The organism is Bradyrhizobium shewense (assembly GCF_900094605.1).
GTDB classification, from domain to species: Bacteria; Pseudomonadota; Alphaproteobacteria; order Rhizobiales; family Xanthobacteraceae; genus Bradyrhizobium; species Bradyrhizobium shewense.
On sequence record NZ_FMAI01000013.1, the window covers coordinates 157056 to 174277 of the forward strand.

The following is a 17222-nucleotide window of genomic DNA, read 5'->3' on the forward strand; positions in this document are numbered from 1 at the left end:
AGTCACGGTGGGGGTATTGTCGTTTGATTCGCGCGCGACGGGGGTCGCCGCGCGTAAATTCGTGCGGTCTTGGGGCAACTATGTCAGGCGTGATCGTGTCGATGCGTCGGACGCTGCTGTCGTGCACATCGCTCGTGCGCAACGGCCTGTTGGGAGGCGCTCTTGCAGCGCTGCTGCCGGCTGCGCCGGCCGAGGCGGCCGACCTCATCGACACCCTCTCCATCATGCTGGATTTCAACCGGCAGGAACTTGCGGTGCTCGCCACCGCGCTGGCCTTGCTCGGCTTCTCGGTGGTGGCTGCGATTCTGTTGATGCGCACGCGCGTGCGGACCGCGAAGAACGAGGCGCGGCTGCGCGCCCGAATCGGGGAACTCCAGCTCCAGGCCGACCGCTTCGGCGCGTTGCTGTTCGCCGAGCCGCAGATCCTGATCTCCTGGCCGGCCGGCGACAATCGCGCGCAGATCTCCGGCGACATCTCCCTTGTGCTGCCGCGCGATTCCTCGCCGCAACGCGTGCTCGCATTCGGAACCTGGCTGCCGCCCGAGCCCGCGCTCCAGATGGATCATGCCGTCGATGCGCTGCGTGACCGCGGCGACGGGTTCCAGCTGACACTGACGACCGCGCATGGCCACACGCTCGAGGCCATCGGCCGCGCCATCGGCGGCCAGGCCATTGTCCGGATTCGCGAACTCTCGGGGCTCCGCCGCGATCTGGCCGAGACCCATCTGCGCTACAACGCGCTCTCCGACGAGACCGAGATGCTGCGCGGCTTTGCCGCCAACGCACCCTGGCCGATCTGGGCCAAGGGCGAGAACGGCGCGCTGACCTACGCCAACCCGGCCTATGTCCGTGCCACCGAGGCGAACAACGTCACCGACGCGCAGGAGCGCAAGCTGGAGCTGCTCGACAGCGCCGACCGCACCGCGATGGAACGGGGACTGAAGGACACCGCCAATTTCAACGCGCGACTGCCGATCGTGATCAGCGGCGAGCGCCGCATCTACGACGTGCGCGCGGTCAATGTCGGCAGCGGCAGCGTCGGCGTCGCCATCGATGCCAGCGAGGCGGATGCGCTCAGCTCGGCGCTGGTGCGGATGGCGGAGGCGCATCGCCGCACGCTCGACCAGCTCTCCTCCGGCGTGGCCGTGTTCGACGGTCAGCGCCGGCTCGCCTTCTACAACGATTCCTACCGCCGGCTGTGGGACCTCGACCGCACCTTCCTCGACGCCGATCCCGATGATTCCAGCGTGCTCGACCAGCTCCGCGCCGCGCGCAAGCTGCCGGAGCAGCCGGACTTCCGTGCCTGGAAGTCCAAGCTGCACGAGGCCTACCGCGCGGTCGAGACCACCAAGGACACCTGGTACCTGCCCGACGGCCGCGCGCTCTCGGTCGTCACCACGCCGAACCCGGAAGGCGGCGTCACCTATCTGTTCGACGATGTCACCGAGAGCCTCGAGCTCGCCCGCCGCTTCGACGGCATGATCCGTGTCCAGCGCGAGACGCTGGACAGCCTCGCCGAGGGCGTCGCCGTGTTCGGCAGCAACGGCAAGGCGCAGCTGTTCAACCCGGCCTTCGTCCGAATGTGGAAGCTGTCGAGCGACGCCATGCGCGACGAGCCGCATATCCAGACGGTGGAAGGCTGGTGCCATCAGCTGTTCGACGACCCCGCGGTCTGGCGCCAGATCCGCGAGGCCGTCACCTCGATCGAGAGCCGCGCCGACGTGCCGCTGAAGCTGGAGCGCAAGGACGGCAGCGTGCTCGACGGCATGATCCGCCCGCTGCATGACGGCGCGACCATGCTGACGTTCCAGGACATCACCGACACCGAGAACGTCGAGCGCGCGCTGCGCGAGCGCAACGAGGCGCTGGAAGCCGCTGACCAGATGAAGGTGGATTTCGTCCACCACGTCTCCTACGAGCTGCGCTCGCCGCTCACCACCATCATCGGCTTCGCGCATTTCCTCAGCGATCCCTCGACCGGGCCGCTGACGCCGAAACAGGCCGAATATCTCGACTACGTCACCAAATCGACCAACGCGCTGCTGGCGCTGACCAACAACATCCTCGATCTCGCTACCATCGACGCCGGCGCCATGAAGCTGGAACTCGGCCCGGTCGACGTCAGCAAGACCATCGAACTCGCGGCCGAAGGCATCCAGGACCGGCTCGCCACCGACCGCATCCGCCTCAAGGTCGAGATCGCGCCCGATGTCGGCAGCTTCGTCGGCGACGAGAAGCGCGTGGTGCAGGTGCTCTATAACCTCCTCGCCAACGCCGTCGGGTTTTCTCCACAGGATTCCACCGTCGGCATCAGCGCGCGGCGCACCGAACGCAGCGTGGTCTTCACTGTGACAGATTCCGGGCCTGGAATACCTGCCGACATGAAGGACAAGGTGTTCAACTGGTTCGAAAGCCGCTCGCAGGGCTCGCGTCACCGCGGCGCCGGGCTCGGCCTGTCGCTGGTGCGCTCCTTCGTCGAGCTGCATGGCGGCAAGGTGCGGGTGGATTCGATCGTCGGCCGGGGCACGGTCGTGATCTGTGACTTTCCGACCGACCAGGCGGCGCATCGCGACGCCGCCGAATGACAGAACCCACCAAACTCTCCGTCGCGCTCCACAACGAGACGGCCACCGCACAATTGATGGCCGACCTCGCGCTGCTGGTTGGCCCCGGCGATGTCATCACGCTGACCGGCGATCTCGGCGCCGGCAAGACCGCGGCGGCGCGCGCCATGATCCGCTATCTCGCCGGCGACGAGGAGCTGGAGGTGCCGAGCCCGACCTTCACGCTGGTGCAGGGCTACGAGCTGCCGCCGTTTCCGGCGATGCACGCCGATCTCTATCGCGTCGAGGACGAGAGCGAGCTCGAGGAGATCGGGCTGTCGCCGCTCCCCGAGGCAACGCTCGTGCTGATCGAATGGCCGGAGCGGGCACCGTCGGCGATGCCCCAGGATCGTATCGACATCGCGCTGACGCATCGGCCGGCGCTGGGCTCGAATGCGCGCGCCGCCGACATCACCGGTTACGGCAGGAGTGCCGCCACTGTCGCGCGGCTGCAGGCACTGCGCGAATTCCTCGATGGGTCCGGCTATCTCGAGGCGACGCGTCGGCGCATGGCCGGCGATGCCTCGACCCGCTCCTATGCGCGACTCTTGCGCGGCGAGGAGATCGTCATCCTCATGAACTTTCCGCAGCGCCCTGATGGTGCTGCGACGTACAACGGAAAATCCTACAGCGCTGCGGTGCATCTCGCCGAGAACGTCAAGCCGTTCGTCGCGATCGACGAAGGCCTGCGTGCGCAGGGCATCTCGGCGCCCGCGATCCACCATTCCGACCTCGACCATGGCTTCCTGATCACCGAGGATTTCGGCAGCGAAGGCGTGATCGAAGGCGACCCGCCACGCCCGATTGCCGAGCGCTACGAGGCCGCGGTCGATGTGCTGGCCACGCTGCACGGCAAGTCGCTGCCGGAAACGCTGCCACTGGGCGGACAGACCTACGCCATCCCCCTCTTCGATGCCGAGGCGCTGCTGATCGAGATCGGCTTGATGCCGGAATGGTACCTGCCCGATCGCAACGCGCCGCTGAGCGAGGCGGCGCGCGGAGAGTTTTTCGCGATGTGGCGCGAGCTGCTGAAGAAACCGCTCGCCGCGCCGAGGACGTGGATCATCCGCGACTATCACTCGCCCAATCTGATCTGGCTTGGGGATCGCGCCGGCATCGCGCGCGTCGGCGTGATCGATTTCCAGGACTCGGTGCTCGGTCCGCCATCCTACGACGTGGTCTCGCTGCTCCAGGACGCCCGCATCGACGTCCCTGAAAACATCGAGCTGACGCTGCTGTCGCGTTACATCAAGACGCGGCGCGCGAGTGATGCAAGCTTCGATGCTGCCGGCTTCGCCGAGCTCTACGCGATCATATCGGCGCAGCGGAACACGCGGCTGCTCGGCACCTTCGCCCGCCTCAACCGCCGCGATGGTAAGCCGCATTATTTGCGTCACCAGCCGCGGATCTGGACCTATCTCCAGCGCTCGCTGGCACATCCCGCGCTGAGCTCTTTGCGCGACTGGTATCTCGCCAACGTCCCACCGCCCCAAAGTCCGCCAAAGGCCTGATTCGGAGGCCGATTTACCAGCTGTTAGCCAAGACGCCGGTATTCTGGCGGCAAGGCAGCCGGATCATTACGGGCTGGAGCGGGCAGATGGCGGTAAAGACGGACCAGCGCGGCAACAGCCGGGTTGTCTTCGAGCGCGGGATCTCGGCCCAGATGATGGGGATCGACGGCACCTGGCGGCGCGACTGCACCATGGAGGACGTCTCCGAGACCGGCGCCAAGCTGACCATCGACGGCTCGGTGGAGGGCCTCCATCTGAAGGAGTTCTTTCTGCTGCTGTCGTCCACCGGACTTGCGTACCGGCGCTGCGAGCTGGCCTGGGTCAATGGCGACCAGATCGGGGTCAATTTCCTGAAAGTCGGCGACAAGAAGAAAAAAGCGCGTTCCACAGCCGTCGGGGCATGATGGCAACACCCGTCGTACAACCGTCACGGCGGGTGGTTAAGGCGGTTGAGATGCGGTGCGGCTGATCGAACCTCGTGTTAGGATTGCTGCGAACGCGAAAGGTCTGAGAAAGCGAAGGATGTCCGTCAAACCGACCAAAGCCATGGTGCTCGCCGCAGGGTTTGGCCTGCGCATGCGTCCCCTGACGGACAAGATGCCGAAGCCGATGGTGCCGGTGGCCGGCCAGCCACTGCTCGACCACGTGCTCGACAAGCTCTGCCAGGCGGGCGTGACCGAGGCCGTGGTCAACGTGCACTACCTGCCGGACCAGATCATCGATCACGTCGCATCGCGCCAGCTTCCGCGCGTGACGATTTCTGACGAGCGCGACCAGGTGCTCGGCACCGGGGGCGGCGTGGTCAAGGCGCTGCCGTTGCTCGGCGACGCACCGTTCTTCCACGTCAATTCCGACACGCTGTGGATCGACGGCGTGCGCTCCAATTTGACGCGGCTTGCCGAAAATTTCGATCCCGCGCGCATGGACATCCTGCTGCTGATGGCGCCGACCGCGACCAGCATCGGCTATAGCGGTCGCGGCGACTACGGCATGCTGCCCGACGGCGCCCTGCGCAAGCGCAAGGAAAAGGAAGTCGTTCCGTTCGTCTATGCCGGCGCTGCGATCCTGTCACCGTCGATCTTCGAAGGCGCGCCGCAGGGCGAGTTCTCGCTGACAAAAATGTTCGACCGCGCCAACGAGCAGGAGCGGCTGTTCGGCCTGCGGCTCGACGGTGTCTGGATGCATGTCGGCACGCCCGACGCCGTGCACGCCGCGGAAGAGGCATTTCTGGAGAGCGTGGCGTAAGGCCAATCTCAAAGACGGTGCCGTAGGGTGGGCAAAGCGAAGCGTGCCCACGGAGTCAAGCGGTGAAAGTCGGTGAGAGACGCGTGGGCACGGCGCTGTCGCGCCTTTGCCCACCCTTCGACACCTGTTCTAGTCCCGACGAACAGCGGGGACGACTTCCCCCCGCCCCATGACCATTCGACCTCGCCTCCCTATATTGCCCTGATCTCCGAATCAGGCAGTCCATGCGCGTCTTCAGCGTCCCCCTCTCAGTTCCATTCCTGCGCACGATCGTCGCGAGCCTGCTCGACGGACGGCTGGTCGAGGGATTCGAGGCGCGCAAGGAACCGGCGCGTCTGGCGGATGCCACACTGTATCTGCCGACAAGGCGCGCGATGCGCGTGGTCCGCGAGATCTTCCTCGACGAGATGAATGCGGATGCCGTGGTGCTGCCGCGCATCGTCGCGCTCGGCGACATCGACGAGGATGAGCTCGCCTTCTCCGACGAGGGCGAGCAGTTCTCCGGCGCAACGCCCCTCGACATTCCGCCGCGGCTTGGCGAGCTCGAACGACGGCTGACGCTGGCTCAACTGGTCGCGGCCTGGGCCAAGGGCCCGGTGCTGTCGCCACTGGTGGTCGGCGGGCCCGCTTCGACGCTGGCTCTCGCCGGCGACCTCGCGCGCCTGATCGACGACATGGTGACGCGCGGCGTCGACTGGAGCGCGCTCGACGGTCTCGTACCTGACAACCTCGACCGCTACTGGCAGCACTCGCTCGAATTTTTGCGGATCGCACGCATCGCCTGGCCCGGTCATCTGGCCGAGATCAACCGGATCGAGCCGGCGGCGCGGCGCGATCTCCTGATCGCGGCGGAAGCCAAACGGCTGACCGCGCATCCGAGCGGGCCGGTCATCGCGGCCGGTTCGACCGGCTCGATGCCGGCCACCGCCAAATTTCTGCACGCAGTCGCCTCGCTGCCGCATGGCGCCGTGGTGCTGCCGGGCCTCGATACCGATCTCGATGACGACGCCTGGCGCAGCATCGGCGGCGTGCGCGATTCGCTCGGCAAGTTCGCTGAGCATCCGGCGTCGAACCATCCGCAATATGCGATGAACGCACTGCTGGAACGTTTTGGCATCAAGCGCAGTGACGTCGAGATTCTCCAGCCGCCAGCGGACGGCGGCCGCGATCTGCTCGCCTCGGAATCGATGCGGCCGTCCGCCAAGACGGAAGTCTGGCACGACCGGCTGAAGCAGCCGGATGTCGCGACGAAGATCGCCGGTGGCATGAAGAATCTCGCTGTCGTCGAAGCACCCAACCCTGAAATGGAAGCGCTCGCCATTGCCATCGCGATGCGCGAGGCGCGGCATCTCGACAAATCGGCAGCGCTGGTCACGCCGGACCGCGCGCTGGCGCGACGGGTGATGGCTGCGCTGACCCGATGGGATCTCGCCTTCGACGATTCCGGCGGCGACGTGCTGATGGAAACATCCGCGGGCGTCTTTGCCCGGCTCACGGCGGAAGCGGCGACCAAGGGACTGGAGCCGCCGACGCTGCTGGCGATGCTGAAGCATCCGCTGTGCCGGCTCGGCCGGCTGCCTGGCGCGTGGAAGGCGGCGATCGAAGATCTCGAGCTTGCAGTCCTGCGCGGCACGCGCCCGCCTGCGGGCACCGGCGGCCTGCAGCGCGAATTCAATCGATTCCGTGACGAGCTGACAAAGCTGTGGCGCAGCGAGGTCTCCGCACTTCACAAGGCCGAGCCCCGTGCGCGTCTCAAGGCCGAGAATATCGACCGCATCCAGACGCTGATCGATGCCTTGCAAAAGGCGCTGGCACCGATCGAGAGTCTGGCGTCGGCAAAACCATATGACTTCGCTGAACTCGCGCACCGGCACCGCGAAATCATGATCGAGCTGTCGCGCGACGAGCAAGGCATTCCGCTCGCCTTCGAGGAGCGCGAAGGCCTCGCGCTCGCCGGCGCCTTCGACGATCTGCTACGCGGCGGCACGACCAGCGGATTGATGGTGACGCTGCCCGACTATGCCGACGTCTTCCAGACCGCGTTCAGCGAGCGCGCCGTGAGGCGACGCGACAAGCCGGGCGCGCGGCTGCAGATCTACGGCCCGCTGGAATCGCGCCTGATGCAGGCCGACCGCATCATCGTCGGCGGGCTGATCGAAGGCGTCTGGCCGCCGGCGCCGCGCATCGACCCCTGGCTCAGCCGGCCGATGCGGCACGAGCTCGGTCTCGATCTTCCGGAGCGGCGCATCGGTCTCTCCGCCCACGATTTTGCCCAGCTGCTCGGCGGCGACGAGGTGATCCTCACCCATTCCGCCAAGGCCGGCGGCGCGCCGGCGGTGGCCTCGCGCTTCCTGCATCGGCTGGAGGCGGTTGCGGGCGACGATCATTGGAAGGCGGCCGTTCGCGCCGGCGAGAAATATGTGCAGTTCGCGGGCGCGCTGGACCAGCCGGACGAGGTCAGGCCGATCAAGCAGCCCGAACCGCGACCGCCGCGGGCGACGCGGCCGCTCAGGATGTCGGTGACCGCGATCGAGGACTGGCTGCGCGATCCCTACACGATCTACGCAAAACACATTTTGCGGCTCGACGCGCTCGATCCCGTCGACATGCCGCTGTCGGCCGCCGACCGCGGCTCGGCGATCCACGATGCGATCGGCGAGTTCACCGAGAGCTATGCCGCGCGTCTGCCCGACGATCCCGCCCGCGTGCTGCGAACCATCGGCGAAAAATATTTCGCGCCGCTGATGGAGCGGCCCGAAGCGCGGGCCCTGTGGTGGCCGCGCTTCCAGCGCATCGCGCGCTGGTTCGGCGAATGGGAGACCGCGCGCCGCGACGCGATCGAGGCCATCGTCGCGGAGACGCGCGGCGAGATTTCAATCACGCTCGACAGCGCGCGCAGCTTCCGCCTTTCCGCGCGCGCCGACCGCATCGAACGGCGCCAGGGCGGCGGCTATGCCATCCTCGACTACAAGACCGGACAGCCGCCGACCGGCAAGCAGGTCCGCATGGGCCTGTCGCCGCAGCTCACGCTGGAGGCCGCGATCCTGCGCGAGGGCGGCTTTCCCGATATCGACGCCGGCGCTTCGGTGAGCCAGCTCGTCTATGTGCGCCTGAGCGGCAACAATCCGCCGGGCGAGGAGCGCATTCTCGAGCTCAAGTACAAACCCGGCGACGAGCCGCAGCCGCCGGACACGGCGGCCGCCGAAGCGCGCGCCAAGCTGGAGGCGCTGATCCGTGCCTTCGAGGACGAGAACCAGCCCTACACCTCGCTGAACCTGCCGATGTGGTCCAACCGCTACGGCACCTATGACGATCTCGCCCGGATCAAGGAATGGTCCGCGGCCGGCGGTTTGGGGATCGAGGAATGGTGAAGCTGCCACGCCCCATCCCCGACGAGGTGCGCGCGAGACAGGCGCGCGCGTCCGATCCGACTGCGTCGGCGTTCGTGTCGGCCAATGCCGGCTCGGGCAAGACCCATGTGCTGGTGCAGCGGGTGATCCGCCTGCTGCTGTCGGGCGTGCCGCCGGAGAAGATCCTCTGCATCACCTTCACCAAGGCCGCCGCCGCGAATATGGCTGAGCGCGTGTTCACCACGCTTGGTCACTGGGTGACGCTGGATGATACCGGGCTCGACGCAGCGATCCGCGCTGTCGGCATCCCGCATCCCAGCGCGAGAATTCGGCGCGACGCGCGAAAACTGTTCGCCTGCGCGCTGGAGACGCCGGGCGGGCTGAAGGTGCAGACCATCCACGCGCTGTGCACGCGCCTGCTCCAGCAGTTTCCGTTCGAGGCCAACGTGCCCGCGCGCTTTGCCGTGATCGACGAGCGCGACCAGACCGACATGATGGAGCGCGCCAATCTGAAGGTGCTGCTGGAGGCCGCGCGCGATCCCGAGAGCGTCACCGGCCGCGCTTTGCTGACCGCGATGGCGAGCGCCGCCGACGTCACCTTCAAGGAGGTCGTGCGCGAGGCGTGCCTGAGCCGCGATCACTTCATGGCCTGGACGGATGAGGCCGGCAACGCCGAAGCCGCGGCGACGCAGATGGCGGCGGCGCTGGGCGTTGATGCGAGCGACCGCATCGAGGACGTCGAGACCGAGATCCTCGATGGACCCTATCTGCCGCGATCGCGCTGGGACGACATCGCCTTTGCGCTGGAAGACGGCAGCAAGTCCGACAACGACCAGGCCAGCCGGCTCCGGGAGGCAAAGGTCTTTTCCGGCAGCGCACAGGTCGATGCCTATCTCTGCGTCTTCCTCACCGACGAAAAGTTGCCGCGCAAGACGGTGCTGACCAAGAAGTTTGGCGACCACAACCCGTCCGTCGCTCGCCTGTTCGAGAACGAGGCGCAGCGCATCAGCGGCTTGGTCGAGAAGCGCCGCGCGGTGACCATGCGCGACCGCACCGCGGCTCTGCTGCACATCGCGACCGCGGCTGCCGCCAACTACCGCCGCGAGAAGCAAGAGCGCGGGCTGCTCGACTACGACGACCTCATCGACAAGACGCTGGCGATGCTGAACCGTGTGTCTTCAGGCTGGGTGCACTACAAGCTCGACCGCGGCGTCGACCACGTCCTGATCGACGAGGCCCAGGACACCAGCCCGCGGCAATGGGACATCGTCGCGCACATCATCTCCGAATTCACCGCCGGCGAAGGCGCGCGCGAAGGATTGAACCGCACGGTCTTCGCGGTCGGCGATGAGAAGCAGTCGATCTTCTCGTTCCAGGGTGCGGCGCCGCACGAGTTCGACGCGCGCCGGCGCGAGCTGCACCGCAAGTTCACCTCGGCGGGGCTGAAGTTCGATCCGGTCGCCTTCACCTATTCGTTCCGCTCGGGCGCTGCGATCCTGCACTCGGTCGACCACGTCTTCCGCGAGCAGGAGATCTACAAGAGCATCCATTCGGTCGAGATCGGCCATCCCCTGCACAACGCGCTCGCCGATGCCGGTCCGAGCGTGATCGAGCTGTGGGATCTGGCTGTCGCCGACGACCGCCAGGAGATCGAGGGCTGGCGCGCGCCGTTTGACGGCGTCGCCGTCACCAGCCCAGAAGTCAAGCTGGCGCGTCGCATCCAGGCCGAGATCAAACGGCTGGTCGAAAGCGGCACGCTGACGGGACACGAGGGCGAGCGCCGACCGCTGCGCTATGGCGACATGCTGATCCTGGTGCGCCGGCGCGGCAACGCCTTCGACGCCGTGATCCAGGCACTGAAACACGCTGGCGTTCCGGTCGCCGGCGCCGACAGGCTCAAGCTGACCGAGCACATCGCGATCATCGATCTGATGAATCTCGCGGATGCCCTGCTGCTGCCGCAGGACGATCTCGCGCTGGCGGTGGCGCTGAAGAGCCCGCTGTTCGGCCTCGATGACGACGATTTGTTCCAGCTTGCCCATGATCGCAAGGGATCGCTGCGCCGCGCACTCGGCGAGCATGCGGCCGGAAGCGAGAAGTTTGCGGCCGTGCTGCGGCGTCTGGAAGCCTGCGAGACCCGCGCGCGCGAGGAAACGCCGTTTGCCTTCTACGCCTGGCTGTTAGGAGGCGACGGCGGGCGGGCGCGCATCCTGCGCCGGCTCGGCTTTGAAGCCAACGACGCGCTCGACGAATTCCTGGAGCTGGCGCTGAGCTGTGAGCGCAAGGCGCCGGCATCGCTGCAAGGCTTCATGGCCTGGCTGCGCTCGGCCGACACCGAGGTGAAGCGCGACATGGAGATCTCGCGCGACGAGGTGCGGGTCATGACCGTGCACGGCGCCAAGGGCCTGGAGGCCTCGGTCGTATTCATGGTCGACACCACGTCGTCGCCCGCGGACTCGCAGCGGGTCCGGCTGATCCACGTGCCGCGCGGCAATGGCGGCGAGGTCGTGGTCTGGGCTGGCCGCAAGGCCGACGACCCCAAGCCCGTCGCCGACGCGCGCAAGGCCATGCTCGAGGAGACCGAGGACGAATATCGCCGCCTGCTCTATGTCGCGATGACGCGCGCCGCGGACCGGCTGATCGTCGGTGGCTGCATGCCCGGCAATATGAAGACGGTCCGCAAGCTGAGCTGGTATGACCTGGTCGACACCGGTCTCGCCGGCTCGGGTCTGGGCAAGCAGGTGATCGAGACGCCGCTCGGCAAGGTGACCCGGTTCGCCCGGCCGGAGGACGTCGCGGCGCTGGGTGTCCCGGCGGCGACCGTGGAGCAGGCGGTCGCGCTGCCAGCCTGGCTGCGAACACCGGCGCCGCGCGAGATCGTTGACGACGACCTGGTGCGTCCGTCCGGCCAGTCGGCCGAGGAAGGCCGCAGCGTGCGGACAGGCGAATCAGTGCAGTCGCGCGCGCTCGCACTGCAGCGCGGCACGCTGGTGCACCGTCTCCTGCAATCCCTGCCGAATATCGCCGCGGAGCGCCGGTACGCGGCCGCGCTCGGCTTCATGGCGCGCAACGCCCCGGACTGGACGGAAGCCGACCGCGCTGCTTTGGCCGACAAGGTGCTGGCTTTGATCACTGAACCGCGCTTTGCGCCGGTGTTTGCCGCCGGCAGCCGGGCGGAAGTCGCCATCGCCGGCAGGCTGGAGCGGACGGGCCGCGCCCCAGCTTTGGTCTCGGGACAGATCGACCGGCTGGTCGTTCGTCCGGATGAGGTTTTGATCGTCGATTTCAAGACCAACCAGGCGGCGCCCAAGAACGCGGCCGCAGCGCCCGCCGCCTATGTCCGGCAGCTCGCGCTGTACCGGGCGGTGCTGGCGCGGCTTTATCCCCAAAAGCCCATCCGCGCCGTCCTGCTCTGGACCGAGGCCCTTGAATATATGGAGATTTCAGCCCCCGCGCTGGACGCGGCGCTGGCATCCCTTCATCTCGGTGTGAGCGTCCTTGACCCGGCAAGGGGCCGTTCATAGGTTGACGGCATGATCCCGGGCGCGATTCCCATCCGCGCCGATTCTTTCAACCGAACGAGGTACTCCCATGGCCGTTGGCAAGGTTTCTGACACCGATTTCGAAGCCGAAGTGCTCAAGGCGAACGGTCCTGTGGTCGTCGATTTCTGGGCTGAGTGGTGCGGCCCCTGCCGCATGATCGCGCCCGCCCTCGACGAGATCGCCGGCGCGATGGGCGACAAGGTCAAGATCGTGAAGCTCAACGTCGACGAGAGCCCGAAGACGGCCTCGAAGTACGGCGTGATGTCGATCCCGACCCTGATGATCTTCAAGGGCGGCGAGATGGCCTCCCGCCAGGTCGGCGCGGCGCCGAAGGCGAAGCTGCAGCAGTGGATCACCTCCGCGGTCTGATCCGCCTCGCGTAAGATTATTTTCGACAACGGCCGGCGAAATGCCGGCCGTTTGCGTTGACGGGACGTGTTCAGCGTATGACGAGTCCCGGCCCTTGCCTGCCCCTCCCGCAAAGCGCGCGCGAAAATCGACTTCTCTCGTTGCCATGGAGGCGCGGTCGGTCGACGAGATTCCACGCGGCAAGGAATGGCAATATGAACCCAAGTGGGATGGCTTTCGCTGCCTGCTGTCGCGCGACGGCGGCCATGTCGATTTGCGCTCCAAATCCGGCGAGGACCTCGCGCGCTATTTCCCGGAGATCGTCGCTGCCGCGCTGAAGCTGACGACCGATCGTTTCACGCTCGACGGCGAGATCGTCGTACCTCACGGCAAGAGCTTTTCGTTCGACGCGCTGCTGCAGCGGATTCACCCGGCGGCTAGCCGCGTGACGAAACTCTCGCAGGACACGCCGGCGCTCTATCTGGCTTTCGACCTGCTCGCGACTGCCCGGGAGAAGCAGATTGCCGGCAAACCGCTCAGCGAACGCCGACCAGTACTGGAGGCGTTTGCGAAGGCCAATCTGAAGGGCGGCCTCTTCCGCCTGTCGCCGGCGACGACGAGCTTCGCCACGGCGAAAAAGTGGCTGGCGCAATCCGGCGGCGGTTCCGATGGCGTCATCGCCAAGCGCATCGACCTGCCCTACCAGGCCGGAAATCGCGACGGCATGCAGAAGATCAAGAAATTCCGCAGCGCCGATTGCGTGGTCGGCGGCTTCCGCTATGCCACCAACAAGATCGCCGGGCGAAAGGTGGTCGGCTCGCTGCTGCTCGGGCTCTACGACGATGATGGCTTGCTGCACCATGTCGGCTTCACATCCGCGATCAAGGCAGAGCAGAAGCCCGCGCTGACCGACCGGCTCGAGGCGCTGATCGCAGAACCCGGCTTCACCGGCAACGCGCCGGGCGGGCCGAGCCGCTGGTCGACCGAGCGCTCGGCAAAATGGTGTCCGCTGAAACCGAAGCTGGTGATCGAAGTCTGCTACGACCATTTCAGCGGCGACCGCTTCCGCCACGGCACCTCGATCCTGCGCTGGCGCCCCGACAAGGCGCCGCGGCAATGCAGCTTCGAGCAATTGAAGCAGAAGGCCGCGGATCCGATGAAGCTGTTGAAGTAATCCGCGCTCGTGCCCCGGACGCACCGCAGCGCTTCTTCAGCGATGCGGTGCAGAGCCGGGGCCCATCGCGTGCTGGGTCCCGGCTCTGCGTCGCGTCATTTCATGCCGCGCCGCGTCCGGGACAGGAGCGTCGCTACTCGATTCATCCCGTCGCCAGCGCGTTCGCCAGCTCCGGCTGGCCGTTGCGGCGTGCGAGCGTCGCCATGGCCTGGTGATCGTACGCGACGTGGCGGAACGTCACCTGCCAGGCGCCATTCGCAAGCTCGAGGATCGCATAACGCGCGTGCGGCGTGCCGGCTTCCACCACATGCGGATAAGGATGCTTGTCGCGATAGCCGGGACTGCCGACGCTGCCGGGATTGACGATCAGACGGCCGTCGCGAAGTCGCACCGCGCGGGCGAGATGGGTGTGGGCGCAGAGGATCAGGGATTGCGCGAGCCCCAGCGCGAATTGCTCGATCCGGTCGAGCGGCGACAGCGCGACCGTGCCATCTGGATGCACGGTGTCGAGCCAATAGACCTCGTCATTCTCGGGCGTCGCGTGGCAGAGGAACACCTGCTCGCGAAACACCTGCGTCATCGGCTGTGCACGCAGCCAATCCAGTTGCGCGGCGTTGAGCGCTGCATGGGCGGGACGATCCCACGAGCCCATTTTCTCCGGCGGACGGTCGAGCAGATAGCGGTCGTGATTGCCGAGCACGTGCACGGCGTCGAGCTGCATCAGGATCTCGATGCTGCGGCGCGCATCGAGCGGGCCGCTCAGCATGTCGCCGAGATTGACAATGTCGGTGATATCAAGGGCCCGGATGTCGGCGAGCACCGCCTCCAACGCGAGATAGTTTCCGTGGACGTCGGCGATGGCTGCGAAGCGCATGTTGTTATCCCCACTCTCGTGCCCCGGAGGCAGCGCAGCACGCAGTGGTGCGCTGCTGAGCCGGGGCCCATGTTGCGGCACTCTGGGTCCCGGCTCGCGCTCCGCGCGTCCGGGACAAGAGAAATCATGCAGGAGGCGTGCCGTTGATCGCCAGCACGTGGCCGGCCAGATACAGCGAGCCGGTGATCAGAATGCGCGGCGGCACCTCGTAGGCGAGCTTCGACAGGCCACGCAGCGCGGCTTCCACACCGGAGACGGTCTCGACGCGCATGCCGAGACTGCGCGCGGCGTCTGCGAGGCGATCGACCGGCATCGCGTTCTCGGTGTCGGGAATCGGCACCGCGATGATGTGACGGGTGAGGCCGGCGAAATTGGCGAGAAAGCCCTGCGCGTCCTTGTTGGCCATCATGCCGGCGATGACGACCAGCGGCCGCGACACCCGCTCTTCGAGATCGCCGAGCGCGGCTGCCGCCACGCGGCCGCCTTCGGCATTGTGCCCGCCATCGAGCCAGATCTCCGAGCCCTGCGGACCGAGAGCGAGCAGCTCGCCCGAGGTGATGCGCTGCATCCGCGCCGGCCATTCCGCACCGACGATGCCGGCCTCGAACGCCGCCTGATTGATCCTGAAGTTCGGAATCGCGCGCAGCGTCGCGATCGCGAGACCGGCATTGTCGAACTGGTGGCGGCCGAACAGCCGCGGCGCCGTGAGATCCATCAGGCCGCGATCGTCGGAGTAGACGAGGCGACCGTGCTCGACATTGACGTGCCAGCTCTCGTTCGCCGCAAACAGCGGCGCGCGCATGCGCTTGGCCTGCGCCTCGATCACCGCCATGGCTTCGCCCGCCTGCTCCGCGGAGATCACGGGCACGCCGCGCTTGATGATCGCCGCCTTCTCGCCGGCGATCGATGTCAGGGTGTCCCCGAGGAAATCCATGTGGTCCATGCTGACGGGCGTGATCACGCAGGCCGCCGGCGCATCGATCACGTTGGTCGAATCGAGCCGACCGCCGAGGCCGACTTCGAGCAGCACCACGTCGGCCGGGTTCTGTGCGAACAGATGGAAGGCGGCCGCCGTCTTCAGCTCGAACAATGTCGCGGCCTCACCGGAATTGACGCGCTCGACCTCTTCAAGAGCCGCGCGCAATTCGTCGTCACCGACCAGCACGCCACCGCCAACGCGGCCGAGCCGGAAGCACTCGTTGATCCTGACGAGATAGGGCGAGGTGTAGGCGTGGACGCGCAAGCCCGCGGCCTCCAGCGTCGCGCGCAGGTAGGCGAGCGTGGAGCCCTTGCCGTTGGTGCCGGCAATGTGGATCACCGGCGGCAGCTTGCGTTCGGGGTGGCCGAGCCGTTCGAGCAGGCGGTGCATCCGCTCCAGCCCGAGATCGATGCGCTTCTGATGCAGGACCGACAGCCGCCCGATCAATTCACCGAGCGGCGTCTTCGCGCTGTCAGGGGACGCGTTCACGCGTGGGGCGCAGCCGGCGCCGTCTCGGCGGCCGATACGATCTGCGCCGGGCTGAGCACCGGCTGCATCGGCTTCGACGCGGTCTCCAGCGCCGGCGCCTTGGTCAGCAGACGGCAGAGCCGCGCCAGAGTCGGACGCAGCTCGTGGCGATGCACGACCATGTCGACCATGCCGTGCTCTTTCAGATACTCGGCGCGCTGGAACCCTTCAGGCAGCTTCTCGCGGATGGTCTGCTCGATCACGCGGGCGCCGGCAAAGCCGATCAGCGCGCCGGGCTCGGCGATCTGCACGTCGCCGAGCATCGCATAGGACGCGGTGACGCCGCCGGTGGTGGGGTTGGTCAAGACGACGATGTAGGGTTGCTTGGCTTCGCGCAGCATCTGCACCGCGACCGTCGTGCGCGGCATCTGCATCAGCGACAAAATGCCTTCCTGCATCCGTGCGCCACCGGATGCGGCGAACACAATGAATGGTGACTTCTTCTCGACTGCAAGCTCGAGCCCGCGGACGATGGCTTCGCCCGCGGCCATGCCGAGCGAGCCGCCCATGAAATCGAAATCCTGCACGGCGACGACAACGGCGGAGCCTTCGAGCTTGCCGTAGCCGACCTTGATCGCGTCGTTCAGATTGGTTCGGGCGCGCGCATCCTTGATGCGGTCGACGTACTTCTTCTCGTCGCGGAACTTGAGCGGGTCGGGCGTGACGTCAGGCAGCGCAACGTCGTACCAGGTCTCGTTGTCGAAGATCGACTTCAACCGGGCCACCGCGCCCATGCGCATGTGGTAGTTCGAACCGGGGATGACGAACTGGTTGGCCTCGACGTCCTTGTAGAACACGAGCTGCCCGGAATCCGGGCACTTGATCCACAGATTCTCCGGCGTCTCCCGCCGCAGCATGTTGCGGATCTTCGGCCGGACCACGTTGGTAAGCCAGTTCATGGTTTGCTCCGATGTGCGACCCGCCTCGCGGATCGCCTGAAGGGATATATGGCGACCGGGCCGTTGCCTGGCAAGCCGCCGTGTCGTCCGCCTTAGAGCATGATCCGGAAAAGTGTGAAGCGGTTTTCCGACAAGATCATGCTCAAACTAAAGAGCTAAAGCGGAATT

Annotated in this window: 11 protein-coding genes; 8 read left to right on the forward strand and 3 right to left on the reverse strand. The window is 66.7% G+C overall.

Translation table 11 applies throughout. From position 1 onward, the window contains the following. Positions 1 to 80 precede the first annotated feature (80 nt). The 8 genes from GA0061098_RS24305 (at position 81) to GA0061098_RS24340 (ending at position 13774) form a co-directional block, all read left to right on the forward strand. Positions 81 to 2585: a sensor histidine kinase gene (locus GA0061098_RS24305; RefSeq protein WP_091962279.1), complete on the forward strand. Its 2505-nt coding sequence runs from the start codon at positions 81 to 83 to the stop codon at positions 2583 to 2585. Next, positions 2582 to 4114 (forward strand): tRNA (adenosine(37)-N6)-threonylcarbamoyltransferase complex ATPase subunit type 1 TsaE, encoded by a 1533-nt coding sequence (gene tsaE / locus GA0061098_RS24310; protein WP_091962284.1) that lies wholly within the window; start codon positions 2582 to 2584, stop codon positions 4112 to 4114. Before GA0061098_RS24305 ends, tsaE begins: the two co-directional genes overlap by 4 nt. Positions 4115 to 4200: 86 nt before the next feature. Continuing rightward, positions 4201 to 4518: a PilZ domain-containing protein gene (locus tag GA0061098_RS24315; RefSeq protein ID WP_091962288.1), complete on the forward strand. Its 318-nt coding sequence runs from the start codon at positions 4201 to 4203 to the stop codon at positions 4516 to 4518. A 118-nt stretch (positions 4519 to 4636) separates the two neighbouring features. Then, the gene (locus tag GA0061098_RS24320; protein WP_091962291.1) at positions 4637 to 5359 is read left to right on the forward strand and encodes a nucleotidyltransferase family protein; all 723 of its coding nucleotides are present in this window, start codon (positions 4637 to 4639) and stop codon (positions 5357 to 5359) included. A gap of 224 nt (positions 5360 to 5583) precedes the next feature. Then, positions 5584 to 8730, forward strand: a complete 3147-nt coding sequence (gene addB / locus GA0061098_RS24325) for a double-strand break repair protein AddB (RefSeq protein WP_091962295.1) — start codon at positions 5584 to 5586, stop codon at positions 8728 to 8730. Next, entirely contained in the window at positions 8724 to 12233 is a 3510-nt protein-coding gene (gene addA / locus GA0061098_RS24330; RefSeq protein WP_165637575.1) for a double-strand break repair helicase AddA, read from the forward strand. Before addB ends, addA begins: the two co-directional genes overlap by 7 nt. Positions 12234 to 12300: 67 nt before the next feature. Further along, on the forward strand, positions 12301 to 12621 hold the full coding sequence (gene trxA / locus GA0061098_RS24335; RefSeq protein ID WP_007598398.1) for a thioredoxin: 321 nt from the start codon (positions 12301 to 12303) through the stop codon (positions 12619 to 12621). A 145-nt stretch (positions 12622 to 12766) separates the two neighbouring features. Continuing rightward, on the forward strand, positions 12767 to 13774 hold the full coding sequence (locus tag GA0061098_RS24340; RefSeq protein ID WP_091962301.1) for an ATP-dependent DNA ligase: 1008 nt from the start codon (positions 12767 to 12769) through the stop codon (positions 13772 to 13774). Between the two features lie 142 nt (positions 13775 to 13916). Here GA0061098_RS24340 and GA0061098_RS24345 read toward each other — a convergent pair whose 3' ends face one another. The 3 genes from GA0061098_RS24345 to accD form a co-directional block, all read right to left on the reverse strand. After that, complete coding sequence (locus GA0061098_RS24345; RefSeq protein WP_091962304.1) at positions 13917 to 14648, reverse strand: metallophosphoesterase family protein; 732 nt, start codon at positions 14646 to 14648, stop codon at positions 13917 to 13919. Between the two features lie 124 nt (positions 14649 to 14772). Further along, on the reverse strand, positions 14773 to 16116 hold the full coding sequence (locus tag GA0061098_RS24350) for a bifunctional folylpolyglutamate synthase/dihydrofolate synthase (RefSeq protein WP_091962306.1): 1344 nt from the start codon (positions 16114 to 16116) through the stop codon (positions 14773 to 14775). After that, entirely contained in the window at positions 16113 to 17054 is a 942-nt protein-coding gene (gene accD / locus GA0061098_RS24355) for an acetyl-CoA carboxylase, carboxyltransferase subunit beta (protein WP_091962310.1), read from the reverse strand. Before accD ends, GA0061098_RS24350 begins: the two co-directional genes overlap by 4 nt. Positions 17055 to 17222: the final 168 nt, after the last annotated feature.